Origin of the sequence: Natrinema sp. 74 (assembly GCF_046097095.1) — an archaeon.
Taxonomy (GTDB): Archaea; Halobacteriota; Halobacteria; order Halobacteriales; family Natrialbaceae; genus Natrinema.
In genome coordinates this window covers 623,557-649,748 of record NZ_CP175699.1, presented here as the reverse complement: position 1 = coordinate 649,748, position 26,192 = coordinate 623,557, and the positions used below count along the sequence as shown (strand labels likewise).

Sequence of the window (26,192 nt, the reverse complement as noted above, 5' to 3'; positions counted from 1 at the left end):
GGCGACGGTGTAATAGAAGTACTGGAGGAACCCGGTTACTGCATCGGTTTGGGCTCCGATTCGGTCGGCTCGTCTTTCAGGGTCGGGCTATTCCAGTACTCGTGGTTGTCGAGTTCCCGGAAACAGGCTACCGTGTGGTCCTCGTCGCCGTCGACCGACACTGCTTCGGGAGTAGTCCGCTTGCAGGCCTCACGCGCGTTGGGACAGCGCGTATGGAATCGACAGCCCGCTGGTGGGTTCCGCGGGTCCGGAACGTCGATCTTTCGGAGCGGCGTTTCGGTTTCGTCGTCGATATCTGGGTCGAGGTTCGGCGTCGCCCACACCAGCGCCTTCGTGTAGGGGTGTGTTGGGTTCGCCAGCACCTCGTCGATAGGACCGATCTCGACGAGTTCCCCGAGGTACATAATTCCGATTCGGCCGTTGGATTTCCCGGCGACGTAACTGGCGTTCGAGAGGTTGTGGCTGATAAACAGAAACGACGTGTCGAACTCGTCTTGTAGCTCGAGCATGAGGTCCATCATGTCGATCCGCAGGGAGACGTCGAGCGCGCTCACCGCCTCGTCGGCGAGGATGAGGTCGGGGTTCATCAACAGCGCACGAATCAGCGCCACGCGTTGCTTCTCGCCGCCTGAGAGTTGATGAGGGAAGCGCTTAGCGTAGTCCTCCGGCGGCGACATGCCGACCCGGGAGATCATTTCGTGAATTCGTTCCCGTCGCTCGAACGAGTCCATCTCCGGATGTCGAAGCTTGAGCGGCGCTGCAAGGGAGTGTTGAACCGTCTTGTTCGGATTGAGCGACGCGCCCGGATCCTGTGGGATGATCTGGAGGGACTGACGGATTTCGTCGTGTGGGATCTCGACGGTGCCTTCGTTGTCTTTGGCCTTCCAGACGTTTTGCCCTCTGTACGTCACCGAGCCGCTGGTTGGGCGCTGGACGCCGATGGCGGTCTTTCCGAGGGTCGACTTCCCACATCCGCTCTCGCCGACCAGCGCGACGACGTCGTTTTCGGGAATGTCGAGCGAGATGCCGTCGACGGCTTTGACGATTTCGCGTTCACCCCTGAGCTTAGAGAGGAGCGACTGCTCGGACTCGAAGTGTACTTCCACGTCCTGCAGCGAAACGACGTGCTCCTCACTCATTGACCTTCACCTCCTGAAGGGTCAGTGGAACCGTCTCTGGCACCCTATCGACGTAGTGACACGACGCGACGTGGCCGTCCTCCGGCGTTTCCGACTCGAGTGGCGGATCGTCGTGTTCGCAGGTCGCATCGGCCAGCGGACAGCGCGGGTGATACGAACACCCGTTCGGTACCGACACTGGATCCGGAGCAGCGCCCTCGATCGGTTGCATCTGTTCGCGGGGCGTCTCCAGGTTCGGTGTCGAGTTGAGCAGCGCCCGCGTATAGGGGTGTTTCGCGTTCGTCAACACCTCGTAGGCGGGACCGACCTCGACGAACTCGAAGGCATAGAGGACCGCGATCCGGTCTGCGAGGTTCGCGACCAGCGGCAAGTCGTGGGTGATGAAGACGATCGTCAGATCGCGCTTGTCCGCGATCTCCCTGATCAAGCGGATGATACTGCGCTGCATGAGCAGATCCAGCGCGGCGGTCGGTTCGTCCATCACCAGCACTTCGGGCTCGAGAACCAGACTCAACGCGATGAGCGCGCGCTGGCTCATGCCGCCCGACAGTTCGTGTGGATACGAGTCTAAGACCTGATCGGACTCGAGATAGAGATCCGAGAGGAGGTCTGTGGCGCGTTCCATTCCCTCCTCGACGTCGTAGTTGTGAACGGCAAGCGTTTCCCGAAAGTGGTCTCTGATCGACATCGTCGGGTTGAACGAACTCATCGCCCCCTGAAACACCATCGAGATCTCCTCCCAGCGAACCTGCTTGATCTCGTCTTGAGAGAGCTCGAGCAGGTCGACGGCCGTCCCTGACTCGGGGTAGAAGGTGATGTCGCCGGTGAGGACGCCGGGATCGACGACGGCGTTGAGTAACGCGGAGGCGAACATCGATTTGCCGCTGCCGCTTTCGCCGACGACGCCGAGGACTTCACCTCGTTCCACGTCGATGTCTACCTCGCTCAGTACTTTCGATTCCCCTCGTTCCATGTCGAACGAGACGGTCGTGTCCCGCACCTCGAAGATCGGATCGTCGACGGTTTTCGTGCGTTTTCGCTGCATTGTTATTCCTCGTAGGACGCAGTATCATCGACCGTGTCCGCGTGGCGCGCCCGGATACGCGGATTGAACAGTTTTTCCGTTCCCTGTGCGAAGAGTACCAGCCCGAACGAGAGACCGACGATCATTATCATCGGGAAGACTAGCCAGTACACTTTGTCTAACGAGTAGATCGCTGCGTCGGTATAGGCCTCGTTGAGCGTGATCCCCCAGTTGTTCGAGAAGCCGGTGAGGAGCCCGAGGTAGAACAGCGCGACTGCGCCGAAGATGACTCCGCGTGCGGAGTTGACGAAGTTGACCAACACGTAAGGCATGATGTTTGGCAGGACGTCGTCCGCGATGATTTTCGGTGTGGATGCACCCATGATCCGGGAAACCTCGACGTAGGAGTGGTCCCTGATCGAGAGCACCTGCGATCTAATCGACCGTGCGAGACCGGCCCACGAGTTGATTACGAGGAACATGCCGATCAAGTACGGGCTCTCCGGTTCGAAGACAGCGAGCAGGAGGATGATCAGGGGCAGGCCGGGAATGGTCATGGCGATATCCGTGAGGGTGGTGAGGACGCTATCGACGATTCCGCCTTTGTAGCCCGAGACGGTTCCGATGACCACCGCCATGATCGTCGAGAACACCGCGCCGGCCAGGATCATTTTCAGTACCGGCGGTGTCGAGTAAACGAGCTCTGAGAGAAGACTCGCCCCGATGTCGTTTGTTCCGAGCGGGTACGACATACTTTGGAAGGGACCCGCATACCGCGGCCCCTGTCCCTGTGTCGGGGCGGGGACGAGGTAGGGACCAACCGTTCCTATCAGGACGTAGAACAGGATGATGAGCGAGCCGGTCTTCGTCCGCCAGTCGTTCCAGACCACTCGTAGCGGGGCGAGGACGGCCACGTCGAGCCATTCCTTGTATAGTTCCGCACGGGTCGCCGTCGGTTCGGTACTCGCGCTCTCGTACTCGTCGGTCGCGTCGAACGTTGAATTGGTTTCAGCCATCGCATGTCACCTCTCAGTAGGCCTCCTTGCCTTCGCCTGCGCTGACTCGCGGATCGATCAGCCCGTAGGTGAGATCCGCGATCAGGATACAGAGCAACACGGCAGCGGTGATGACGAGGAAGATACCCATCATGAGCGGGTAATCGCGGGCGTTGAGCGCCTGCAGGAGGTAGTCTCCGAGGCCGGGGTAGGCGAAGATCTGTTCTAAGATGACCGAGCCACCGAACATGAACCCGACGGAGATCATCAGGTTCGTGTACATAGGCAGTAGTGCGTTCCGACCGACGTACCGAACCGCGATTCGGCGTCCGGGGACGCCTCGGAGGTGTGCCACCCGGATGTAGTCCTCTCCGATCTCCTGAATCGAGTTTCCTCGCATTGTGATCGCGACCCCGCCGAATCCGGTGAGGACGAGGGACGCGACCGGGAGCGTCGCGTGGTAGAATACGTCGGCGATAAAGAGCGGAGACAGTCCCGGCTCTAACCCGACGGTGTAGTTCCCCGACTGCGGAAAGACACTCAACTGAATGGAGAGGACGTACACCAAGAAGATCGCCGCGACGTAGTAGGGGACGGAGTTCAGGAACATCGAAAGGATCGTCGACCCGGTGTCGAACTGACTTCCCTCTCGGTACGCCATGACTGCGCCGAGTACGATCCCGATCGCGAACGTAAGGAGGATCGACACCGTGAGCAAGAAGATCGTCCATGGGGCGGTCTTGATGATGAGGGTGTTGACGCTCTTGCCACCGAACTCTATCGACTGCCCCATGTCCCCCTGCAGGATGCTCGTGAGGTACTCGAAGTACTGGACGTGCACCGGGGTTGAGGGATCGATGTTCGTATATGTCTCTGTAAGCTCGTTGATCCGGGACATGTCCACGCTGTTTGACCCTCGGCTCCGCATGACTCGCGCCCTGATGTGGTCCGCTGGTCCGCCCGGAATCGCCCGTGTCAGTCCAAACGTCACCGTGATTACCGCGATGAACGTGACGAACGCTTGTCCAAGTCGTTTTATTACGTACATTAGTTTGTATTTGGTGTCACTGTGGGACCATGCCGATTTCCATGCATCTTAGTGACCAATATGGTATGTGATGAGTTAGTTCTTGGACTGCAGTTCACCGGTCCGTGGGAACCACCAGAGGGGCCACTTCGACTGGTATTTCGGGGAACTCGGTTTTGGAACCTCCCAGTCGTCCGTGTAGAACCAGACCGGATCGTTGATCTCGTTGATCTGGAGCATGGGAACCGTCTGATTGGTGATCCACGCGAGGCGGTCAGTGAGGTCAGTCGCTTCTTCCTCGTCCTGTGCCACGAGCAACTCGTCCATTAGTCCGCGTGGGTCGACCGACTCGAGGTCGCCATCGGGTTCTCCCATTGGCGGAGCTTCGAGGGACCCAGGATCGAGATTCATGAACTCCGTGTCGATGTTGTAGTACATGTCGAAGACGTAGTACGGACTGGATCGCTGGAGCGTCCACCCCGTTGACGCCACCTTGTAGTTCCCTGCAGTGTAGTGGTCGGCCCAGTACGTCGACGCCTCGATCCGCTGTAGTTCGGCACCGATACCTTCGTTCCCGAGGTTATCGACGATCGTCTCGTAGACCGGATGCCAGTCGTTGTATCCCGCCGGAACCTTGATCGTCATCTCGAACCGGTCGCCGTTAGGACGGTACCACTTGCCACCGTCTTTCTGGTACCCTTCGTTGCGGAGCAATCGTCGACCGCGCTCCGGGTCGTCGTAGCGGTAGAGTTGCCCGACCATTTCGTCGGAGACCTTGTTCTCCCACCGATTCGTCTGTTCGTTCTGGCCGTCGATGTTCCCGACGAGTCCGCTCGGTGCCTCGACCGGCTGTCCGAGCCGACCGTAGTTGTCAGCACAGGCCTGTCTGTCGATGAACTCGCTGATAGCCTGTCGAACTCGCATGTTTCCGAAGTCTTTGTCCTCGTGGTTGAAGGGAAGTGAGTGTCCCCACAGCGCGGGGAGTTGCGCGTGCAGGAGATCGTCGGGCGCTTTATTGAAGACCGTTTCTGGTGCGGAGTAATTCCGGAGCCCGTCGACTTCGGCGCCGAGTAGCACGCTCGCAGTGTCGGACGAAACCTTGTGAATCTCCCAGCCCTCCCAGTTGATGTTGTCTGCGTCAGGATGGTGTTCGTACAGGCTCATCCTGAGGTGGCGGTTGTCTCGTTCCTCGAACTGGAAAGGGCCGTTCCCCTTTGGCTCGTCGAACGAGTCGTTCCGGAGGTCGCTCCGAATGTTGCTGATTTCGTCGTCCGTCGTCGCGTCTTCCCACCGCTCGACGTAGTCTTTGTACATTCGGAACGGCGTCTCGAGCCAGTAGTAGTTCAGTCCGTCCTGGAACAGCTGCTTGTTAACCGTGCCGTCGAGGGTGAGTTCGACGGACTTGTCACCGGCGCGTTGGATGTCCGTCCAGAGTGTCGAGAGGGTATCTCCGATGATCGCGTCGGTGACGAGTTTCGTGTAGAGGTCGTCGGCGTTGACCGGATCGCCCGGGTCGCCGTTGTGCCACGTGAGCCCGTCTCGAACCTTCAAAATCGCGGTATTACCTTCGAACGTATCGATAGAGACCGCGTACGGCTCGAACGTTTCGTCGTTGATGAAGTATCGTTGGAGCTGGTCGCTTTGCAATTCGTGCGAGAACGGGTTTTGCAAATTGAGATGGTTGAACTGCCAGTTCGTCGGATTGTCTGTCGTCGGCTGGACGAACGTGTTCGAGTTCGAGGCACCCCCTATACAGCCGGCCAGCAGCATCGCACTCCCCATCGCGCCGCCGCGAACGAGCTGTCTGCGTGAGATTGACCGGTGGTTCAACGTACCCGTATTGTCCCTGCCATGTGATGGCATACACACTCGTTATCAACAAGGGATAAAAAGCATTGTGAAAAGATAATGAGGTATCGATGACGGTACGTCGGACAGTATGTCCAACGAGCCGCCTCGGTTTCTCCGTGTGCGGCCTTCCTCCGATTTCGCTATCGCTGAGCATGATCGGAGGCCGATCATCGCTTTGAGCGCGTTCGTTCGATCGACGACCGCTACGGTCCTCCCCATCAACGTGCTGATTCCTCCGATCCATGCTAGGGTGTATCCACGGCTATATCTGATTCCTGTTCTGGATAACAAAACGAGAATAGGACTATGGGTAGCAATGTGTGAACATATCGCTGTCTCGAACGAGTTGTGCTGCCGATCGATGCAAACGGTCTGCTCGAATACCACCTCGAGTGGCGGTCTCCCTGTTCCGCGATTGGTTCGAGCGAAACGGCCGGTAGCGGTCTTGTCAACCGCCAGCAGACGGCTCCGGGACGAGTCGATTTCGGGCGGACGATGGGTACGCTCGGCCGAATCTATTACGCACATACAGATGTAATAATATTGGGACAAACCAGTATCGCTAGTCGGGCGGTTTCGCTGCTCTCAGCCTGGTAATGCGGAACTGTTCTGAGGTGCTGAACTACTATTCTGTTTCAGTGTTGATCAATGACTCTGCGGTCGAGATCTGTGTGATCGATATCGGAACCGTACTCGACTGCCTGACCCAGAAGCGATATCGGCGACCGGTCGAGCGGCCGCTTGGTCGGATACGTACCCGCTCCCGTTCGTCCGCTGCGTTCCGTCGTCGATCATTCTATTACGAGACAACAACACGCATTTAGATGCCTTTTAGAAGGGGGAACACACCGTGACTCGGCTACTGGGGTCTGTACCTCGCTTTCTCGGCAGAGATCGCGATCCCTGCCGCGATCAACTACTGGCGGTTTCGCACCGACAACTGGAAGTCGATCAGCGAAGCGTATCGTCCTATCGCCGCCGACGACTGAGACCGACACACAGCCTCATCGCGGCCACCGAGGAGGGTACTCCCGGCTCGACGCGATCGGTCGTGTGTCCCTTTCAGGTCTCTTTCGAAGGCGTCGGGCCGATTTCGCGCAGATGGACCCGGCAGCGGTCCGTCGGACTCGATGGGGACAGCGACACTGAACGGACGGACGGACGGTACACTTATCTAGGTGATCGTTCAACTTGATATCATGGAGCACGCACTCGTCGTCATTGACGATACCGACACACATCGGGCGCTGCTCGCGGAAGCGGGCCGACTCGCTCGCGATAGTGACGCCGAACTGACCGTCCTCTCCTGGATAACGCCGGGACAGGTCGAGCAGACAGCGGCGAATCTCGAGGCGATCGAACAGGTCGAGCAGACGTCCTACAGCGAGCCTGATCACGAGGCCACCGCGTCGCAGTTCGCCCGCCAGTTCGCGATGGACGTGTTCGAATCGGTCGACGATTCGATCGAGTTTACGGCGGAGGGGATCGTCGTCGAGGCCGACGAGCGAGCCGACGAGATCATCGCCGCCGCGGACCGACTCGGCTGCGACCACGTCTTCATCGTCGGCCGACGGCGCTCGCCGACGGGGAAGGCGCTGTTCGGCGATGTCGCCCAACGTATCCTGCTCAACTTCGACGGCACTGTGACGCTCAGAATGGACTGACCTGCGCGGAGCGGTCCGATCGCGTCGAAAACGAGATGCTCGTTTTGCGGTCTCGAGAAAGCAATGTCGACCGCGAGACGACGTCGGCCCGCGAGAGTTGCTATGGGAGTCGGAGTGTGTCGGGTTACTGGAGCGAGATCCCGGCCACGGTCGACGCCGGAAGGTCGGCGATCAGGGAGCCGCTGTCGACTGATACGTCGAGATCGTCGGCGGTGAACGTCTCGGCGTTGTCAGCGTCGACCTCGGCGTCGGGGTCGTGGTCCGCGAACAGGACCGAGGCGTCGACGGCGTCGGGGTCGAGTTCAGTGCCCTCGAGGGCCACCTCGACCGTGTGGGCCTCGCGGCAGTCGAGGTTCGTAACGGTGACGTACGGCTCGCCATCGTCGACCGATGCGGACGCACGAACCAAGGACAGATCGCGCTCGTCGTCGACCGCGCGCGTGGGCGTCTCGATCGACGTTCGGACGGCCTCGCTACCCTTGTGAGGCGCGTACAGGTCGAAGACGCGGTAGGTCGGGCGCGCCCAGGCGTCGTCGCCATCGGTCTCGATGAGACACTGAAGGACGTTGACTGTCTGAGCGATATTGGACATCGTCACGACGTCGCTGTTATGATTGAAGACGTCGAGGACGGCCGCCGCGGAGAGGGCGTCGAGGACGGTCCCCGGCTGCTCGAGGCCGTTGTCGGCGGTCGCCTCGGGGTGCCAGGTGCCCCACTCGTCGACGATGACGCCGATATCGCGGGTCGTCGCGACTGCGTTGATCGCCCCGGCCATCCGCTCGATGTGGCGTTCCATCTCGAGGGCGTCCGCGAGCAGGCGGTCGTACTGCTCTTCGTCGGCCTCGGAGACGTTCATCCCCCGGCCGTAGTAGTGGTGCAGCGTGAGGTGATCGAGCGGGAACTCCGCACCCCACGGAGACTCGTTGATCTCTTCTAAGAAGCGACGGTTCCACTCGTGGCCCTCGAAGCCACAGGCGATGAGCTCGAGGTCGTGGTCGAACATCAGGTTCGACTGGGTGCCGACGTAGGTGGCGAACCGGCGATACTCGCGGGCGTACTGTTCAGGCGACATCTGGCCGCCACAGCCCCAGTTCTCGTTGCCGAGTCCCCAGTATTCGACGCCGTAGGGCTCCTCGTGGCCGTTTTCGCGGCGTCGGTCCGCGAGTTCGGTGTCGCCGTCGTAGTTACAGTATTCGGCCCAGTTTGCGGCTTCCTGAGGATCGCCAGACCCGACGTTGGCCGCGAGATACGGCTCGGTCCCGATCCGTTCACATAGATCGAGGAACTCGTCGGTGCCGAAAGCGTTGGACTCCTCGGGCACGTCCTCTCGACCCTGTGCCCAAAAGAGGTTCCGTCGCCGCGGTCGCGCTTCCTGTGGGCCGACGCCGTCCTCCCAGTGGTAGTCGTCGGCGAAACAGCCGCCCGGCCACCGGAGCACGGGGACCTCGAGGTCGGCGAGCAGCGAGACGACGTCCTCGCGGAACCCGTCCTCATCGGCGCTATCGTCGTGCCAGAGGCCGTCGTAGATACATCGACCGAGGTGCTCGGAGAAGTGACCGTGTACTTCGGGCGCGATCCGATCGATACGTGCCGCAGTATGAACTGTGATACGTGCGTCAGCCATCCACACATTCATTTTCGGTAAGGGAGTATAAGTGCCCCGGTTTGTGTAATGTGGGTTACCGATAGACCGAGTACGAGACCGTCTCGTCCGACCTCCGCGCGGTCGGACTGTCGATCAGGGTCGACGGCGAAGGCGGTGGTCCCACGGCCCTCACGACGCGCGGTCCGTGATCTAGTACCAAACTATTTGAACTGCCGGGTCCGACCCTCGAGAACACAGTGTCCAGGAACGAACACCGATTGTCTGAGTATCGAGACGCAGTCGAATGGCCGTTACTCCGTCTCTTCGCACGGTTTAGCCAAGACCGGCGTCGCTGGTTTTCGATTGGGCTCCTCGCGGCATTGGTTGAGCGGGCGGCGTCGCTCGTTCCGCCGTTCGTCCTCGGCGTCGCTATCGACGCCGTGTTCACACGGACGGCGCCGTATCACCTTCCGTTCGTCTCTTCTGCTGTGATTCCGTCGACACCGGAGGCACAGTTGTGGTTCTCGTTCGGGATCATTCTCGGCTGTTACCTGCTTACGGGTCTGCTCGCAACGGTGCGAATGTTTACGGTCGACTACTTTTCACACCACCTGATGCACGTCGTTCGCACCGCGACGTACGACAAGATTCAGCGACTCGACGTTCGCTTCTTCGACGGCCACGAGAAGGGCGAGCTTATGAGCATCCTCAATAACGACATCTCCAACTTCGAGCAGTTCTTCGACGACGCGCTCACTCGAGCGGTCCGGATCACCACGGTGCTCGTCGGTATCACGACGATCCTCGTCTACTTGAACTGGCAGCTCGCTGTCGTAACGCTCGGTGCGGTGCCGCTGCTCACCGCGTTCACGCTGTGGTTCATGCACCGGGTCGAACCGGTCTACGATTCGATCAGGGCGAGCGTCGGCGGCATGAACACTCGACTCGAGAACAATCTCGGCGGCATCACCCTCATCAAGGCGATGACAACCGAGGAGTACGAGTCCGACCGGGTCGAGGAGGTCTCGAACCGCTACTTCGAAACCAACTGGCGACGGATCAGGCTCAACACGGTGTATCACCCGGGAAGCAACCTCATCACGAACGCGTCGTTCGCGGCGACGTTCATCATCGGGGGGTACTGGGTCGTCGTCGGGCCGCCGCCGCTGTTCAGCGGGACGCTCACCGTCGGCTCGCTCGTCACGTTCCTGTTTATGAGCCAGCGGTTCACCGGGCCGCTCAAGCAAATCGCCCGCATCATTGAACAGTACGAGAACGCCCGCGCGTCCGGCAAGCGCGTCGTCGGGCTCATGGACATGCCCGCCGCCATCGAAGACAAGGACGACGCGACCCGGCTTTCGGGCGTCGACGGCCGCGTCGAGTACAACGACGTGTGTTTCGCCTACGATCCCAACGAGGAGTACGTTCTCGAGAACGTCTCGTTCGCGGTCGAACCGGGCGAGACGGTCGCGTTCGTCGGGCCCACCGGCGCGGGCAAGTCGACGGTGGTCCGACTTCTCATGCGGATGTACGACACGGACGAGGGGGCAGTCAGGATCGACGACCGCGATGTCCGCGACGTGACGCTGTCGAGTCTCCGAGACGCGATCGGCTACGTCAGTCAGGAGCACTACCTCTTCGGCGGCACCGTCCGAGAGAACATCGCCTACGGGACCTTCGATGCGACCGACGACGAGATCGTCGCGGCCGCGAAATCCGCACAGGCCCACGCGTTCATCGAGGCGCTTCCGGACGGATACGATACCGAGGTCGGCGAGGAGGGGGTCAAACTCTCCGGTGGCCAGCGCCAGCGGATCTCTCTCGCCCGCGTTATCCTCTCGGAGCCGCGGATCCTCGTCTTGGACGAGGCCACCAGCGACGTCGACACTGAGACCGAGATGCTCATCCAGCGCTCGCTCATAGAGCTTACCGCCGATAGGACGACCTTCGTCATTGCCCACCGCCTGTCGACCGTCCGTGACGCCGACACCATCTTCGTCCTCGATGACGGGGAAATCGTCGAACGAGGGACTCACGAGACGCTGCTCGAGGCGGACGGCCTCTACGCGAATCTCTGGAAGGTACAGGCCGGCGAGATCAACGAGCTTCCGGAGGCGTTCGTCGATCGCATCACGCAGAACAACTGAGGCGGTCCGCCGGATCGGGACCGATTCCGTTCTCACCGCCAGGGTGATCGGACGCCGCTACGACCGGATCCAGACCCGCATCGCTCCCGGGGCGCGATTGTCCCACGCGTAGTACGGAACCGCGGTGACGTCGATCCGCTCTCGGGCCGTCTCGCTCACCGGTCGGTACAGGTCGTCGTCCCAGCCATCCCGATCCGGCACGCTCGCCGCTCCCTCGATGACCGTGACTCCCTCGAGCAGTTCCGGTCGGTGCTCCGTCGAAACCGGGGATGGGTCCTCGTACTGGTGGAGCGGCCGGTCGTTATCGACCGCCTCCAGACAGTAGACCAGCGGGCCGCGTTTGAGCGCGACGCGGCCGGCGTCGGCCTTGACGGCGGGATGGGCCTTGAGTTGCGTCACCGTCTGTTCGAAGGTCAGTTCGATCCGGTCGTCGGTCCACGCCCGCTCTAGCTCGAGGTATCCGTCCGTAGGAACGTCGACCGTTTCCCCGTTTACCGTCACCGTCGGCGATTCGGCCCACGCGGGAATTCGGAGCCGAAGCGGCACCGACGCTCCGTCAGCGTCGACGTCGATGGTTACCTCGCCGGACCACGGGAGGGCACTGTCCTGTGACAGATCGATGGTCGTACCGTCGACCGTCGTCGTGACGGTGCTGCCGACGTACTGGTTGACGTAGAGCGCGGACTCCCGCCGGCTGTAGACGTAGTCACCCAGCGATGCGAACAACCGAGCCGCGTTAGGCGGACAGCACGCGCAGTCGAACCACCCCTTGCGGTGGTGGTCGCCATCGCTCTCGAGGGGGTTCTCATAGAAGAACGCTGTCCCGTCGAGCGAGATGCCCGCGAGGAAGCCGTTGTACAGCGTTCGCTCGATGAGGTCGGCGTACTTCGCTTCGCCGGTGAGTTCGAACAGCCGCTGATTCCAGAAGATGCTCCCGATCGCGGCGCAGGTTTCGGCGTACGCGTCGTTTCGGAGGTCGTAGTCCGTCGTGAACCCCTCGTGTGCCGCCTCGGGGCCGAGTCCACCGGTGACGTACATTCGCTTCGTCGTCATGTTCGTCCAGAGGCGCTCTATGGCCTCGATCAACTCGTCTTCGCCCGTCTCGAGGGCGAGATCCGTCGCCGCCGCGTATAGGTACATCGCCCGGACGGAGTGGCCGTCGACGGTCTCCTGTTCTCGGAGCGGCTTGTGGGCCTGGGCGTACCGTCCGTCGTACGTTCCGTCTTCGCGGGTGAAGACGCTCCGCGCGTCCGGGATGATAGAGCCGTCCCCGTACTCGGCACCGCCGAGCGTCTCCGGATTGTCGATTTCCCACGCCAGTCGGTCATCCTTCCCGCGGAGATCGATGAAATACGCCGCGAGATCGAGGTACCGACGTGTGCCGGTGACTCGATAGAGCTTCACGAGCGCCAGTTCGATCTCCTCGTGGCCCGGCACTCCCTGGATCTCGTCGCCGAAGACGTCGTCGATAAGGTCCGCGAAATCGATCGCCACGTCGAGCAGCGTCTCCGTTCCCGTCGCCCGGTAGTGGGCGACCGCGGCTTCGATCAGATGCCCGGCGCAGTACAGTTCGTGCATCATATGGAGGTTCGTCCACCGGCTCTCGGGTTCGACCAGCGAGAAGTATGTGTTCAGATACCCGTCCTCTCCCTGGGCCTCGGCGATCAGCGAGACCACCTCGTCGACGCGCTCGGCCAGCACCGGATCGTCGCGTTGTGCAAGGACATACGAGGCCCCTTCGATCCACTTGTAGGCGTCCGAATCCTGAAACCACATCCCCTGAAAGCCGCCTGACTTCCCGGCCGCGACGCGTCGGAAGTTCTCGAGCGTGCCAGATTCCTCGAGTTGCTCGTACTGATAGTCGATCGTGACGTCCCTGTTTCGCTCCCGTCGCGGCGTCCAGAACTCGTCATCGATCTCGACGTCCGAGAGCCACATTCCGTCTGCTCGCCCACCTTGTTGATTCATGCGTGTGACAGCCCGTATCACTCACCTGGTCATAAAAGTTACCGAGAACGTGGCCCGCTGGACCGCAGATGGATCGTCGTGAGGTGCTCTCGAGGCCGCGAGCCGGTCTGGCCCAACGTTCTCGCATACAGAATCGAATTCTGTCATAGGCTGCGCTCATGTCGAACACGGAGAATCACGCCGATCAAGCACCGAACTGATTCCCGAGGATGTTCGCGGCTACCACCAGTTCCGCCCTATGAATGCCGTTGTCACGCACGTGATCGCCCTGAACTGCCCTCGGTGTCCAGAACCGGCCGTCCGTGCTAGAGCTAGCATCTTATTTACAGTTGTATGGGTGTAATAGTTGGGCGCTATATGCTTCGCCTTCCGTTCTCTATATCGAAACGATATCCAGTCCCACTCGAACATATTCTGTAACAGAGAACGCTATGTAGCCGACCTCCTCCGATCCGAGTACTGTTGCCGGCGTTTACTGATAGTGAAGCAGTGATCACTCCTGAAGAAGCAGCGGCGATTCATTCAGAACAAAGATTATGGTGTTTGATTGTGAAGAGATGGCATGGAAGAACCGAAACATCCGGTCCGAACGGTCGACAGGGCGATGGAGATCGTGGAGATCGTTCAAGAGCTCGACGGCGCAGGTGTTTCAGAAATCGCCGAACAGGTCGATATCGGCAAGAGCGCGGTCCACAATCACCTGAACACGCTCGTAAACAGGGAGTACCTCGTCAAGGAGGGCGACGAATACCAGATCGGGCTGTCCTTCCTCGGACTCGGCGCGTATGCCCGAGACCGGACCAGTATCTACGAGACGGCGCGATCCGAGATCGACAAACTCGCCAACGAAACTGGCGAACTGGCGAACCTCCTCGTTGAGAAAAACGGGATGGGGATCTACCTCTATCAGGCACAGGGGCAAAACGCCGTAGAACTGGACACCCACGAGGGCAAACAAGTCGGGCTTCACTGTACGGCCCTTGGCAAGTCGATCCTCGCCTTCCGCTCTCGCGAGGAGGTCGACGAAATCCTCGATACGCGTGGGATGCCGGAGCTGACCGACCAGACGATCACGGATCGAGACCAGCTATACAGCGAACTCGACCAGATTCGAAAGCAGAAGTACGCGGTCGACAACGAGGAGCGCCTCGCCGGGCTCTGCTGTGTCTCCGCTCCCATCACGGACGGCCGGGAACGGAGTATCGCCTCCATCAGCGTCGCCTGTCCAGTCCACCGTATCAGCGAGGAGCGGTTCTACGAGGAACTCCCCGACGCCGTCCTCGGCACGGCAAACGTCATCGAACTCGAGCACAACTACTCGTAACCCGCTCCGTTTGGCAGTCGACTGGAACTCAGCCGTCCGATCTCAAAACTCCGCATTCGGAGGGCCGAGAGCTGTCGGTCTCTCCGCGCCGATCGTCGAATCCCGTCATGGACGGGAGCTTTATTATCAATAAGGATATTAGCCTATTTATGCGGTATCATCGACTCCCCAGCGGAGACGGGTATAATTTGATCGCCGACGACGGGAACGCCGCCTCTAATCTCACGGCGGTCAAGCCCCGACTCGACACCTTCTCTGACCTCGCGGCGGCGGCGAACGTCGCGGACGTGCGGATCGATACGCTCGGAGAAGCGCTCATGGCCGACGCGCCGACCGTCGAGCGTGAGGCGCTTGCCGATAGCGCAGTGCCGGTGGTCCCCGACGAGGTCTGGGCGGCCGGTGTCACCTACGAGATCAGCGAGGAGGCTCGCGAAGCCGAGAGCGGCATGTCGGAGATGTACCTGCAGGTCTACGAAGCCGAACGGCCGGAGATCTTCTTTAAGGCGACGCCGAGTCGAACCGTCGGTCCCAACGAGCCGGTCGGCATTCGCGCGGACTCGGCGTGGGACGTGCCCGAACCCGAACTCGGCATCGTCCTCTACGACGGCGACATCGTCGGTTACACGATCGGCAACGATATGAGTAGCCGCTCAATCGAGGGACAGAACCCGCTCTACCTGCCACAGGCGAAGGTATACGACAAGTGCTGTTCGATCGGTCCCTGCGTCGCGTCGGCCGAGAGCGTCGGCGATCCCCACGAACTAACGATGTCGATGGAGATCAGCCGCGACGGGACAGTTCTTTACGACGGCGAGACGTCGACTGGAAAGATGGAGCGTACCTGTGAAGAACTGGTCGACTATTGGCGCGACCACAACGCAGTTCCGGGGAACGGCGTTTTGCTCACTGGAACGTCGCTCGTCCCCGAGGAGGAATTCACGCTCCGCCCGGGCGACGAGGTGCGCATCTCAATCGACAGAATTGGCGAACTCGTTAACACGGTCGTCGAAGTATAACCGTTCTCGAGCACTGTCTTACACGATGACGAATGTGACGTTCATTGGAGCCGGCAGTATTGTGTTCGCGAAGAACCTCCTGACGGACATCTTCTCGTTCGAGGCCCTCCGGGACAGCACGATCACGCTGATGGATATCGACTCACAGCGGCTGGCCCGGACCGCCGAGGTCGGCGAGGCGATCGTCGACCACCACGACCTTCCCGGAGAGATCCGCGCCACGACGGATCGGCGAGCGGCCCTCGAGAACGCCGATTACGTCCTCAACATGATCAACGTCGGCGGCGAGGAGCCGTTTGAGAACGAGATCCGCATTCCCGAGGCGTACGGCGTAAACCAGGCCGTCGGCGACACGCTCGGTCCCGGCGGCGTCTTCCGTGCGCTGCGGACCGCGCCGACGGTACTCGACATCGCCCACGACATGGAAGCGCTGTGTCCCGACGCCCTTTTGCTGAACTACACGAACCCAATGGCGATGCTCTGCTGGGCGGTCGACGAAGCGACCGATGTCGACGTCGTAGGGCTCTGCCACAGCGTCCAGCACACGACTGCGGCCATCGGTCGCTACCTCGATATCCCGCGCGATGAGATCGACCACTGGGTCGCCGGTATCAATCACATGGCGTGGTATCTCGAGGTAGAACGCGACGGCGAGGATCTGTATCCGGCACTTTGCGACGCCGCGGACGACCCCGATATCTACGTGCAAGATCCGGTTCGCTTCGACGTGATGGACCACTTCGGGGCGTTCATCACCGAGTCGAGCCACCACCTGAGCGAGTACCTCCCGTACTTCCGGACGGACCAGGACGTCATCGACGAGCTGACCCCCGAGGAAGAGTTCGGTCACTACACGAGCGAGTGGATGCCGACCGGGCGGTATCTGGAACACTGGCGGTCCTACCAGCCGACCAGCGAGGGCGAGTTCGAGGTCACCACAGAGGACGTGGCGCTCGAGCGCTCCGCCGAGTACGGCTCCCGGCTCATCCACTCGATCGAAACCGGCGAGGAGCGTCGCATGAACCTCAACGTCCGGAACGACACCGGCGCAATCGATACCCTCTCGGACGACGCGTGCGTCGAGGTCCCCTGTCTCGTCGACGGGGGTGGCGTTCATCCCTGCTCCGTCGGCGACCTGCCGCCGCAGCTCGCGGCGTTGAACCGATCGAACGTCGCCGTCCAAGAACGCGCCGTGACCGCGATCCTCGAGCACGACGAGACAGCGCTCCGTCAGGCCGTCAAACTCGATCCGCTTACGGCGGCCGCGCTCGACCTTGAGACGATCGACGAACTGGTCGATGACCTGCTGGTCGCGAACGCCGAGTATCTGCCCGACCTGGACTGACGCGTCCCGAACGAGTTCTCTTCTCCGTCGCCCCTCCGAATTTATCACGCCGATCACGGAGCACCGGCGATTGCCGCGTAGACGCGGTGTTCATCTGGAAAGCGGCGTCGGGAGGTCGACACGCAGGTCGCGGCCGACGGCCTCGTACGTCTTGGTAGGCCACGATCCGGTGTCGGTGACCGCGTCGACGCCGGCCGACGAAACCAGGACGGTGTCTTCCGCCTTCGCCCCCTGCACCGTCGGGTTCCAGGCGTACGGCGCGGGCGTTTCGACGGGCGTGTCGGCCGACGGCGTCGCGGTCCACTCCCGGCTCTCGAATCCAATAGCACCGCCCTGGTGATGTCGCCGCCACTCGTCGTCCCAGCCGACGGCCGCGTACGCTCGCTGGATCTCGGCGAAGACATCGCCGACGGTGCCATCATCGACCGTCGCGGCGTCTCGTGTCGCCGCCACTGCCGTCGCCGCAACGCGGCTCGCGTCGTCGTGGCGCTCGCGCAGCCACGCCGGTGCGTCGAAGTCGACGGTTCGCGTGACGGCGACGTTGACGCCGCGGTCGACCGCGACGACAGTCAGCAGCGCGTACTCGCCGAGTGGTTCATTCGTCGGCGTGAAGTGGCGATGGCGCTGGGAACGCTCGGCACCGCCGACGAGAACGACGGGCGACTCGAGGCCACGCTCCCAGAGTTCGTCGCGGAGGCGTCCTGCCACGGCGCGCTCGGTATCGCCCGGTGAAACTGCTCTCGCGACCGTTTCGACCGCATCGGCGGTGGCTCGGCCGGCCTGCTCGAGTATCTGCCGGTCGTGTTCGGTAAAGGGCAGCCGCAGTTGCGAGGCATCGACCGGCGCTACGCCCGGGACCGTCGGGACATCCGCACTGGCCCGGTCGGCGCTCTCCTGTGCGACCGCCTTCTCGAGGGATGATTCGTGCCAATCGAACGTCTCGATCGGCACCGCCGGCGGCAACTCCTCCTCGCGGAACCGATCCGCCTCGTTGTTCGACGTGAGCGCTCGCACTGCGTCGCCGTCGTAGCCGAGCGCGGCGACGCCGATGTCCGCCGCGCGGTCGACGGTCGAGTTTCCGCCGGCCAACCACGCGACGTTCGCCGGCCTGAGAAACCAGAGTTCGGTTACCGCTTGTTCGGCCATGTATTCGTCTAAACGCGTCAGTTTCTGGTCGGATACCGCCGTCATATCCTCCGCAACGAGAGCCTTCCAATAAATCATTGTGGATGCGGCACGTTCGGATCGATACACAGCGCTATCGCACCGACTTATCGACTCGAGAGTCGGAAAGAGAAGGCATGGGAGGAGCACGATGATACCATCATAGTACCGGAGTAGCGAGCGGTCACGTCGTCTTTGAAGCAGGCGGCTTTTCTACTGGAGAGACCGCGCGTTTATTCACATATAGTGGTATAAAACACGACTATCGTACGGTCTTGGACGATCGGGATCCCCGACTGTATATTAGACCACGGATTAGGCAAGAAATATATGTGATGTTATTGCAGAGTCATCATACATAGAAGATAATGATTGGAGGTGACAGCGGTAATGGTACGTCTCGACGGCATAGGTAGTTCGACGAACCGACGACGATTCCTGCAGGCGGCGGGCACCGCTGGGATCGCTGGGATAGCCGGGTGTGGAAACCTCGTTACCGCCGGCAACGACGACGGGATCTCGTATTGGACGCTGTTTGGCGGCGGCGACGGAAGTACGATGAAATCGATCGTCGATAGCATCAACGACGAAACCGATCTCGACGTCAACCGCCAGCGAGTTCCACCGGACGAGTACTACAACCGCCTGTATACTGCACTCGCCGCCGGGGAAGTCCCCGACGTGGCCATACTCCGCTCGGAGCGACTCCGAGAGTACGAGGACTACGTCGTCCCGATGACCGATGACATCGACTCCAGCGTCTACGCCGACGCGATCATGGAGAAGGTGTTGGTCGACGACGAACTCCTCGGGGTGCCACTCGACGCGCATCCGTACGGGCTGTGGTGGAACAAGGACGTCTTCGAGGAAGCGGGGCTCGATCCTGAAGACCCGCCTAACACACCGGAGAAACTCCGGAATGTCTGTCAGACGATCACCGAGAACACCGATTACATCGGCGGACATATCCACGGTGATTCGATCTTGGCGGCGATGTTCCAGATGTTCGTCAGGAGCATGGGCAGGCCGCTCCTGACCGAAGACAACGAACCGGGCTTCGACAACGAGGACGGCGTCGCCGTCGCGAGGTACTTAGACGAGATTATCAACGAGCGCGGCTGGGTGCCACAGGACGGCACTGCCGGGTGGGAAGCCTGGAACAACGGCGAAGCGGGCTTTCTCATCGACGGCACATGGCATCTCAGTGTCGTCCGCGAGATCGGCTTCGATTTCGGACTCACGACTCCGGCGGTGATGCCCGACGCAGAGAAACACATGACCAACGCGAGCAGTCACACCCTGATTATACCCTACGACGAATCCCGCACCGACGCGCGGCGAGAAAAGACGATCAAATTCATCCGCGAACTCACCCAGAATCACGCTGTCAAATGGGGTACCGATGCGGGACACCTGCCCGCGAGTAAGGCGGCACTCGAGAGCGACGACCTCCGCAACAGCGACGCGTGGTCGAAGTCGGTGGGAACGTTCTACGAGATGTCCCAGAACGGGCAGTTCGCGTACGAACCCCGGACGGACTCGAATACGGAGTATTTGGATGTGATCTGGCAGCGAATTCAGTCCGTTCGGCTGAACGACGTCGACCCCGAAACGGGGGTCAAGCAGGCCGCAGACGGCATCCGCGGGGTGTTCGACTGACGACCATGGCACAATCTAAACACCGTTCTGATGGAACCGACGACGGTCGCTTCAGACTCGACCAGATAGTTCGAGGGCGACGCGAGCAACTCGCAGGAATCGGCTTCGCGCTGCCGTATCTCGTCATCGCCACCGGATTCCTGTTTGGCCCGCTGCTACTTGGCCTGTTTATGAGTCTCCACGAGTGGGATCCGGTCTTCCCGGCACAGTCCGAGTTCATCGGCCTCGAGAACTACCGGATACTATTGAATGACCCGCGGTTCTGGCAGGCGTTGCGGAACACGATCTACTTCGTAGTGCTGACCGTACCGACGATCGTCGCGCTGTCGCTCCTACTCGCGCTCGGCGTCAACCGCGAGATCAAGGGACAATGGCTGCTCCGAACGATCTTCTTTAGCCCGTACGTGCTGACCGTCGCCGTGATCGGGCTATTATGGAGTGATCTGTTCAGCGCCAGCGGACTCATTACTCACTACATCCCCGTCGATACGGGGAACTGGTTAATCTCGTCGACCCTCGCGATGCCCGCTATCATGCTCGCGACGGTCTGGTGGTCGCTTGCGTTCAACTTCGTCGTCTTGCTGGCGGCGAGACAGAACGTCTCCGACAGGCTCTACGAGGCGGCGAAATTGGACGGTGCCAGCAGCTGGCGAATGATGTGGGACATCACGATCCCACAAATGAAGAATCCCCTCATCTTCGTCGTCATCACGACGTTCGTCAATTCGTTTCAGGTGTTCGGCCAGCCGTTCATCATGACACAGGGCGGGCCGTCGTTCTCGACGACGACGATCGTGCTGTACCTGTACAACACGGCGTTCAGCACCGGTGACTTCGGCTACGCGGCCGCCGTGGGCTACGTCCTGTTTATGATCCTGATTGCGGTGTCCGCGACTAACTTCTACATCCTCGGAGGTGATACGTCATGAGTACCGAATCGGGCGGATTCCTCGAGGACGTCTCGTTTTCCGAACAGCGGCTTCGATCGATCGCCCTCTACGTCGCGTTGTACGGCACGGCCGCTCTGTTTCTCCTTCCGTACTGGTGGATGTTCTCGACGTCGATCAAGCCACGCGAGCAGATCTATTCGTCGGTTCCGCACTTACTCCCCAGCGAGATCACGTTCGAAGCGTACCGGATCTTGCTCTCGAACTCCCAGATCGTCCAGTGGACGATAAACACGGTCGTTCTCGCGACTCTGACGACCGTCACGGTACTGGTAATCGACGCGATGATCGCCTACTCGCTGACGCGCCTCGAGTGGCCGGGACGAAGGATCGTCTTTACGGTCATCGTGGCGTCGTTCCTCGTACCGGGTATCGTCAACCTCGTCCCAGTATTCATGATCGTCGCGAAACTCGGGTTGGTCAACAATCTGTTCGGCGTCGTATTACCGAGCGTCGCCAACCCGCTGGGCGTGTTCATGCTTTACCAGTTCTTCCGGGACATCCCGGAGGAGTTAGAGGAGGCCGCACGCCTCGACGGGTTCTCGCGGCTGCGCATCTTCACGCATATCATCCTGCCGTTAATGCGCTCTGCGCTGGCCGCCCTCGGGCTGTTCATCTTCATCTGGACGTGGAACTCGTTCCTGTGGCCGCTGGTCATCTTGCAAGACAGCAGCCTGTATACGCTCCCGATTGGGCTCGTGACCTTACAGGACAACATGGGAATCGTGAACCCCGGCATCGTGATGGCGTCCGCGGTGATCGCGTCGCTGCCGCTGCTGCTGGTGTTTCTGGTCTTGCAACGGCATCTGGTCAAGGCGGTCGAAGCGCAGGGGACGGTCAAATGATCGAAACGAACCCCGACACGCACGACCCCCTGCATGCGACGATACAGTCGACGGGGCGGTTCGTCTGGACCAATTTGGTCTCGGTGGTCGTCATCAGTCTCGGATGGTTCCTCGCGTCGCTCCCGATCGTCACCGTCGGGCCCGCGACAGTGGGTGCCTACCGTGCGGTGCTGTCGCTCCGCGAAGGTGACATCGATGGGATCGACCGAGACGCGGTGTGGACGACCGTTCGCGAGCAGTTCGTCCACGCGACGCTGATCGGTCTCGTTCCGTTCGTGATACTCGCCATCGCGGCGACGTACGCGTACACGTATCTAACCACAGGAACGCTCATATCGGGCCTGCTGGCCCTGATCGGCGGCTACACCGCGATCTACCTGTGGCTCGTCTCCGTGCCGACGTTCGTCGGGCTGGCGGAAGGCAAGTCCGTCGTCAACGCGGTGACGGCCGGCTACCGCTGGACCGCACGCCATGCCATCGGTGCAGTGGCGCTTGCCGTGGTGACAGGTACGCTGTTCGTCGTCTCGTCGCTACTGACGGTCGCCGTGGCGCTGCTGTTTGCCGGCGTCGCCTTCGCCTTCCACGTCGAGTTCGTCACGACCGTCTCGGAGACCGATTGGCCGAACGAACGGGCAGTAGACACATGATCCGATACGTCGCATACGGACGTCCGCGCACAGTCTCCAACGAGCGACCGCTCGCTCGTTTCGGCAGTACAACCGACGATATCGCGAACCACGATCGGAGGATACACCATGAGTAACGAGAACAATTCGAGCGCGTCAGTCACGTTCAACGACACGAGAAAAACGTACGACGACTTCATCGCCGTCGACGGCTTCAACGCTCGTATCGAGGCCGGCGAGTTCATCACCATCGTCGGCCCGTCGGGCTCTGGCAAATCGACGCTGTTGCGGATGGTCGCCGGCCTCGAGGAGATTTCGGACGGAGATATCCAGATCAACGGACAGAGCGTCAAAGGCGTCGAGCCCCAACAGCGGGGGATCGCGATGGTGTTCCAGAACTACGCTCTCTACCCGCACATGAGCGTTCGCAAGAACATGGCCTACGGGCTGAAGCTGACGACGGACCTTTCCGGCGACGATATCGACCAACGGGTTCGCGAGACGGCGGCGATGCTGGAGATCGAGGACCTGTTGGATGACAAGCCGGCGAACCTCTCCGGCGGCCAACAACAGCGAGTCGCCACAGGACGGGCCATCGTTCGCGACCCGGAAATCTTCCTGATGGACGAACCGCTCAGTAATCTCGACGCAAAACTCAAAGTACACATGCGGACGGAATTACAACGCCTCCAGGAGGATCTAGGGACGACGACGATCTACGTCACCCACGATCAGGAGGAAGCGCTGACGATGAGCGATCGGATCGTCGTTCTCAACGAGGGCGAACTCCAGCAGTTCGGTACCCCGGAGGAAGTGTACGACCGCCCTGCAAACCGATTCGTCGCCGACTTCATCGGGAGCCCCGCTATGAACTTCTTCGACGTGGAACTGAACGGGTCGACGCTCGTCGGCGAAGGCCTCGAGTATTCGATCCCGTCGTCCGTCGCAGAGACGATCGGCGATACACAGACGGCATCAGGTCTCGAACTCGGCATCCGTCCGGAAGACATCCGGATCGAAGCGACGGGCGAGAACGCAATACCCGCGACCGTCGACGTCGTGGAGAACGCGGGCAGCGACAACTACCTCTACCTCGACATCGACGGCCAAGAGTGTCGGGTACGGGCCGCAAGCGGCGTGACACCCACCGTCGGTGAAACGCTCCACGTGACGTTCGATCCGTCGGACGTCCACGTGTTCGATACGCGGACGGGCGAGAATCTCCTCGTCGATGAGATGGAGCAGGCGATGGTGTCGGACGAACCACCCGCCTGAAATACGGACGTGTACGGAACGCGGCGGTCCGGACAGCAATTCCGTCACGCTCGGTCGTCGGCCTCGAGTCAGTGTCGTTCCCGCGGCCGACTCGCCGTCGAGACACCGGCGTCTGCGGCCGGCGAAGCCGTACGGTGATGCGTTGCGTCGGCGAAACACCGTCATCAATCGGCGGCGTGATTTGGGACGTGGCCACAGTCGAGACAACGCCACGACTGCCGAACGAACGTCAGGTCTCCCTCACAGTTCGGACATCGATATACCCGGTCTGTCGCGTCCTCTCGTTCCGTCATTAGTGGCTCTTCAGGAAGACCGACATTAAACGTTCCCCCGATACGCTCGCAGTGCAGTTTCCCTCATAGATCGAACGATCCGGTGGCGTAGCTAATCTCACACCGTTCGTTTTCGACGGCCGTCGAGGTCAACTGAAGCAGCCGTTTGCCGCCCTGTAGCGGGAGTATTGGCGTCGTCCAGCCGACCGTCTGCTGACCGACATCGATCGCGTCGTCGAACTGAAGCGGGGCGGACACGGTCGTCCACGAGTCGAGTTCCGAGAGATCGGTCGCGGCGAGGAGCGTCTGTCCGCTTCCGGGGGCCTGATTTCCGTCCTGATCGCGCAATGTCTTCCCCGAGACGAGGACAGTTCCCTCGTCACCGCCAGCGGCCGTCCAGTTGATGTAGGGGCCGTTCACGAGTTGGTACCCCTCCGCCGTCCGTACCGGAGAGCCGACGGCGGCCGGATCTCCCCACGATCGTCCGTCCGGCGAGGTCTTGACGAAGATTCCGCCTTCATATTTCGGCCCGACGATCTCGACGGCCATCGCGTACCTGCCGTCGGGGAGTTTCGTCACGACCGGCATCCCCGGACGCTCTTCGCCGTCGGGTATCGCGACGTCGAACGTCTCCTCGCCCCACGTTCGACCGCCGTCGCGGGAGACACGGTGGCCGACGAGTTGATTGTACCCCTGCTCACGGTGGCGTTCGTCGGCGAAGTAACAGACGAGGTTCCCGTCGACGTCGAGCGCGAATTCGGGCTCCCAGACTGGCGTTTCGCCGGCTCGAGGGACCGCCTTGCCGCCCGTCGCGACGGTGCTCACATACGACCAAGTTCGGCCGCCGTCCTCGCTCGCATAGACATCGATCTTCGTTTGAGACCGATCTTCGGGGATGGCGTTCCCCGCGGCCAGTATCGTCCCCGCTTCCCACGGGCCGATCGACTCGGGCAACTCGAACAGCGTCGGCTGATATCGAAGCCCCCACCCGTTCTGTGTATCGCGGATCTCGGAGAACCGCGACCAGGTCCGTCCGCCATCTAGACTGCGATACAGGGGAAAGGCCGGCGGATCAGACCCGTCCCTGTCGCCGCTTCCGTACTGTTCGAAGGTCGTGAGCAGCGTCTCCCCCGCGGACTCGTCGTGTGCCAACCGCACGACGCGGGGGTACATCGCGCCGGGGCCGGGAGTGTCCGCTGGTGGCGTAAAGAGGACACGTCGGCCTCCGTCGGCCGGCGATCGAGGTTCGTCAGCCGTCATTCGAGTTCCCACCGTCCTTTTGTCGATTCGCTCGGCTCGATACCGAGCCGTCTCACTGGTCTGTTCACGAACCACACGTTCGCTCGAGCTCACATAAATCTGAGTGATCGACGCGAACCGTGAGGGGAGCGAACGCGAGCCCCCGTGCGATCGCCGTCGGTTCGCCATCGTGGCTCGGTCTCCGTGAGCTGAAGCAACAATTAAGTGACTGGTCGAGGGAGGCACCGTATGGGAGAGATAGCGTACGATTTCTCTGATGAGACCGTGATCGTGACGGGCGGCACCTCCGGTATCGGCCGTGAAGTCGCACGTCGATTCGGTGAGGCCGGCGCGACGGTGATCGTGGCTGACATTCGGGAAGCGCCCAAAGAGGACCACGTCTCGGGGCCGACACACGAACTCATTCAGGATCGCGGCGGCCGCGCGGAATTCATCGAAACCGACGTCTCGGACCCGGAGGAAGTCGGCGCAGTCGTCACGGCCGCCAGGGAGTTCGGCGGCGTCGACGTGATGGTCAACAACGCCGGGATCTACCGCGAAGCGTCCCTGGTAGAGACCGACGCGGACGCGTTCGATCAAGTGTTCGCGATCAACGTCCGCGGCGTCTTCGCCGGCTGTCGGGCGGCGGCCAGGGACATGCTCGACAGGGATACGCCGGGATCGATTGTGAACACGGCTTCGATAAGCTCCGAGTACGCTCAGGTCGGCCACTCGATGTACGACGCCTCGAAGGGCGCGGTCATGATGCTCACTCGTGTCGCAGCACTCGAGCTCGCCCGATACGACATCCGGGTCAACGCCGTCGCGCCGGGGATCATCGAGACGACGTTCGGAACCGGCAACCCCGACTTCGCCCGTGAGATTGGCGACGGATTCGTCCTCGAGGACGCGGCCCTCCCCGATCTCAACGCCCAGGAGATCGACCCTGAGATTCCGATGGGGCGGATGGGAACACCGGACGAACTCGCGGGGTCGTATCTGTTTCTGGCCTCCGACGCGGCCTCCTACGTTACCGGCCACCTCCTGTACGTCGACGGTGGCTACCAAATTCTGTAACGG

At 61.2% G+C, this 26,192-nt stretch carries 20 protein-coding genes; 11 read left to right on the top strand and 9 right to left on the bottom strand.

Going from position 1 to position 26,192, the window contains the following annotated elements:
* Positions 1-35 precede the first annotated feature (35 nt).
* From ACJ70B_RS20800 to ACJ70B_RS20780, 5 genes are all read right to left on the bottom strand, one after another.
* Positions 36-1,139: an ABC transporter ATP-binding protein gene (locus tag ACJ70B_RS20800; protein ID WP_408960342.1), complete on the bottom strand. Its 1,104-nt coding sequence runs from the start codon at positions 1,137-1,139 to the stop codon at positions 36-38.
* Positions 1,132-2,184: an ABC transporter ATP-binding protein gene (locus ACJ70B_RS20795; protein WP_408960341.1), complete on the bottom strand. Its 1,053-nt coding sequence runs from the start codon at positions 2,182-2,184 to the stop codon at positions 1,132-1,134. The genes ACJ70B_RS20800 and ACJ70B_RS20795 overlap by 8 nt, the downstream gene beginning before the upstream one ends.
* 2 nt (positions 2,185-2,186) lie before the next feature.
* Positions 2,187-3,179 carry an ABC transporter permease gene (locus ACJ70B_RS20790; protein ID WP_408960340.1) on the bottom strand — a complete coding sequence of 331 codons (993 nt, stop codon included), beginning with the start codon at positions 3,177-3,179 and terminating at the stop codon, positions 2,187-2,189.
* A gap of 13 nt (positions 3,180-3,192) precedes the next feature.
* Positions 3,193-4,206 carry an ABC transporter permease gene (locus tag ACJ70B_RS20785; RefSeq protein WP_408960339.1) on the bottom strand — a complete coding sequence of 338 codons (1,014 nt, stop codon included), beginning with the start codon at positions 4,204-4,206 and terminating at the stop codon, positions 3,193-3,195.
* Between the two features lie 75 nt (positions 4,207-4,281).
* On the bottom strand, positions 4,282-6,048 hold the full coding sequence (locus ACJ70B_RS20780; protein ID WP_408960338.1) for an ABC transporter substrate-binding protein: 1,767 nt from the start codon (positions 6,046-6,048) through the stop codon (positions 4,282-4,284).
* Positions 6,049-7,235: 1,187 nt separating this feature from the next.
* Here ACJ70B_RS20780 and ACJ70B_RS20775 point away from each other — a divergent pair.
* A complete protein-coding gene (locus ACJ70B_RS20775; RefSeq protein ID WP_408960337.1) occupies positions 7,236-7,700 on the top strand; it encodes a universal stress protein in 465 nt (154 codons plus the stop codon).
* Between the two features lie 124 nt (positions 7,701-7,824).
* On the opposite strand, the gene ACJ70B_RS20770 is transcribed toward ACJ70B_RS20775, so the two are convergent.
* The gene (locus tag ACJ70B_RS20770; protein WP_408960336.1) at positions 7,825-9,324 is read right to left on the bottom strand and encodes an alpha-N-arabinofuranosidase; all 1,500 of its coding nucleotides are present in this window, start codon (positions 9,322-9,324) and stop codon (positions 7,825-7,827) included.
* A 218-nt stretch (positions 9,325-9,542) separates the two neighbouring features.
* Between ACJ70B_RS20770 and ACJ70B_RS20765 the strand changes: the two genes are divergently transcribed.
* Positions 9,543-11,432: an ABC transporter ATP-binding protein gene (locus ACJ70B_RS20765; protein WP_408960335.1), complete on the top strand. Its 1,890-nt coding sequence runs from the start codon at positions 9,543-9,545 to the stop codon at positions 11,430-11,432.
* Positions 11,433-11,489: 57 nt separating this feature from the next.
* Here the strand turns inward: ACJ70B_RS20765 and ACJ70B_RS20760 are convergent, their stop codons facing one another.
* Positions 11,490-13,400 carry a glycoside hydrolase family 127 protein gene (locus ACJ70B_RS20760; protein ID WP_408960334.1) on the bottom strand — a complete coding sequence of 637 codons (1,911 nt, stop codon included), beginning with the start codon at positions 13,398-13,400 and terminating at the stop codon, positions 11,490-11,492.
* 562 nt (positions 13,401-13,962) lie between these two features.
* On the opposite strand from ACJ70B_RS20760, the gene ACJ70B_RS20755 reads away from it, so the two are divergent.
* The 3 genes from ACJ70B_RS20755 (at position 13,963) to melA (ending at position 17,085) form a co-directional block, all read left to right on the top strand.
* On the top strand, positions 13,963-14,724 hold the full coding sequence (locus ACJ70B_RS20755; protein ID WP_408960333.1) for an IclR family transcriptional regulator: 762 nt from the start codon (positions 13,963-13,965) through the stop codon (positions 14,722-14,724).
* A gap of 149 nt (positions 14,725-14,873) precedes the next feature.
* Entirely contained in the window at positions 14,874-15,740 is an 867-nt protein-coding gene (locus tag ACJ70B_RS20750) for a fumarylacetoacetate hydrolase family protein (protein WP_408960332.1), read from the top strand.
* Positions 15,741-15,765: 25 nt separating this feature from the next.
* Positions 15,766-17,085, top strand: coding sequence for an alpha-galactosidase (gene melA, locus ACJ70B_RS20745; RefSeq protein ID WP_408960331.1), 1,320 nt, complete (start codon positions 15,766-15,768; stop codon positions 17,083-17,085).
* 90 nt (positions 17,086-17,175) lie between these two features.
* Here the strand turns inward: melA and ACJ70B_RS20740 are convergent, their stop codons facing one another.
* Positions 17,176-18,276, bottom strand: coding sequence for a M24 family metallopeptidase (locus ACJ70B_RS20740; protein ID WP_408960330.1), 1,101 nt, complete (start codon positions 18,274-18,276; stop codon positions 17,176-17,178).
* A 363-nt stretch (positions 18,277-18,639) separates the two neighbouring features.
* Here ACJ70B_RS20740 and ACJ70B_RS20735 point away from each other — a divergent pair, with 363 nt between their 5' ends.
* The 5 genes from ACJ70B_RS20735 (at position 18,640) to ACJ70B_RS20715 (ending at position 23,601) form a co-directional block, all read left to right on the top strand.
* Positions 18,640-19,908 (top strand): extracellular solute-binding protein, encoded by a 1,269-nt coding sequence (locus tag ACJ70B_RS20735; protein ID WP_408960329.1) that lies wholly within the window; start codon positions 18,640-18,642, stop codon positions 19,906-19,908.
* A 5-nt stretch (positions 19,909-19,913) separates the two neighbouring features.
* A complete protein-coding gene (locus ACJ70B_RS20730; protein ID WP_408960328.1) occupies positions 19,914-20,837 on the top strand; it encodes a carbohydrate ABC transporter permease in 924 nt (307 codons plus the stop codon).
* A complete protein-coding gene (locus tag ACJ70B_RS20725; RefSeq protein ID WP_408960327.1) occupies positions 20,834-21,700 on the top strand; it encodes a carbohydrate ABC transporter permease in 867 nt (288 codons plus the stop codon). The genes ACJ70B_RS20730 and ACJ70B_RS20725 overlap by 4 nt, the downstream gene beginning before the upstream one ends.
* Positions 21,697-22,347 (top strand): DUF624 domain-containing protein, encoded by a 651-nt coding sequence (locus tag ACJ70B_RS20720; protein WP_408960326.1) that lies wholly within the window; start codon positions 21,697-21,699, stop codon positions 22,345-22,347. Before ACJ70B_RS20725 ends, ACJ70B_RS20720 begins: the two co-directional genes overlap by 4 nt.
* A 108-nt stretch (positions 22,348-22,455) precedes the next feature.
* Entirely contained in the window at positions 22,456-23,601 is a 1,146-nt protein-coding gene (locus ACJ70B_RS20715; protein ID WP_408960325.1) for an ABC transporter ATP-binding protein, read from the top strand.
* A gap of 356 nt (positions 23,602-23,957) precedes the next feature.
* On the opposite strand, the gene ACJ70B_RS20710 is transcribed toward ACJ70B_RS20715, so the two are convergent.
* On the bottom strand, positions 23,958-25,133 hold the full coding sequence (locus ACJ70B_RS20710) for a sialidase family protein (protein WP_408960324.1): 1,176 nt from the start codon (positions 25,131-25,133) through the stop codon (positions 23,958-23,960).
* Between the two features lie 228 nt (positions 25,134-25,361).
* On the opposite strand from ACJ70B_RS20710, the gene ACJ70B_RS20705 reads away from it, so the two are divergent.
* A complete protein-coding gene (locus ACJ70B_RS20705; RefSeq protein WP_408960323.1) occupies positions 25,362-26,189 on the top strand; it encodes an SDR family NAD(P)-dependent oxidoreductase in 828 nt (275 codons plus the stop codon).
* The last annotated feature ends 3 nt before the right edge of the window (positions 26,190-26,192 follow it).

Excerpts from the sequence above, each read along its gene's own strand:
- ACJ70B_RS20760 (WP_408960334.1), bottom strand. The coding sequence starts at position 13,400 with ATGAATCAACAAGGTGGGCGAGCAGACGGAATGTGGCTCTCGGACGTC.
- ACJ70B_RS20770 (WP_408960336.1), bottom strand. The coding sequence starts at position 9,324 with ATGGCTGACGCACGTATCACAGTTCATACTGCGGCACGTATCGATCGG.
- ACJ70B_RS20740 (WP_408960330.1), bottom strand. The coding sequence starts at position 18,276 with ATGACGGCGGTATCCGACCAGAAACTGACGCGTTTAGACGAATACATG.
- ACJ70B_RS20750 (WP_408960332.1), top strand. The coding sequence starts at position 14,874 with ATGCGGTATCATCGACTCCCCAGCGGAGACGGGTATAATTTGATCGCC.
- ACJ70B_RS20710 (WP_408960324.1), bottom strand. The coding sequence starts at position 25,133 with ATGACGGCTGACGAACCTCGATCGCCGGCCGACGGAGGCCGACGTGTC.
- ACJ70B_RS20780 (WP_408960338.1), bottom strand. The coding sequence starts at position 6,048 with ATGCCATCACATGGCAGGGACAATACGGGTACGTTGAACCACCGGTCA.
- ACJ70B_RS20800 (WP_408960342.1), bottom strand. The coding sequence starts at position 1,139 with ATGAGTGAGGAGCACGTCGTTTCGCTGCAGGACGTGGAAGTACACTTC.
- ACJ70B_RS20715 (WP_408960325.1), top strand. The coding sequence starts at position 22,456 with ATGAGTAACGAGAACAATTCGAGCGCGTCAGTCACGTTCAACGACACG.
- ACJ70B_RS20790 (WP_408960340.1), bottom strand. The coding sequence starts at position 3,179 with ATGGCTGAAACCAATTCAACGTTCGACGCGACCGACGAGTACGAGAGC.
- ACJ70B_RS20755 (WP_408960333.1), top strand. The coding sequence starts at position 13,963 with ATGGAAGAACCGAAACATCCGGTCCGAACGGTCGACAGGGCGATGGAG.
- ACJ70B_RS20735 (WP_408960329.1), top strand. The coding sequence starts at position 18,640 with ATGGTACGTCTCGACGGCATAGGTAGTTCGACGAACCGACGACGATTC.
- ACJ70B_RS20705 (WP_408960323.1), top strand. The coding sequence starts at position 25,362 with ATGGGAGAGATAGCGTACGATTTCTCTGATGAGACCGTGATCGTGACG.
- ACJ70B_RS20775 (WP_408960337.1), top strand. The coding sequence starts at position 7,236 with ATGGAGCACGCACTCGTCGTCATTGACGATACCGACACACATCGGGCG.
- ACJ70B_RS20795 (WP_408960341.1), bottom strand. The coding sequence starts at position 2,184 with ATGCAGCGAAAACGCACGAAAACCGTCGACGATCCGATCTTCGAGGTG.
- ACJ70B_RS20720 (WP_408960326.1), top strand. The coding sequence starts at position 21,697 with ATGATCGAAACGAACCCCGACACGCACGACCCCCTGCATGCGACGATA.
- ACJ70B_RS20725 (WP_408960327.1), top strand. The coding sequence starts at position 20,834 with ATGAGTACCGAATCGGGCGGATTCCTCGAGGACGTCTCGTTTTCCGAA.
- melA (WP_408960331.1), top strand. The coding sequence starts at position 15,766 with ATGACGAATGTGACGTTCATTGGAGCCGGCAGTATTGTGTTCGCGAAG.
- ACJ70B_RS20785 (WP_408960339.1), bottom strand. The coding sequence starts at position 4,206 with ATGTACGTAATAAAACGACTTGGACAAGCGTTCGTCACGTTCATCGCG.
- ACJ70B_RS20730 (WP_408960328.1), top strand. The coding sequence starts at position 19,914 with ATGGCACAATCTAAACACCGTTCTGATGGAACCGACGACGGTCGCTTC.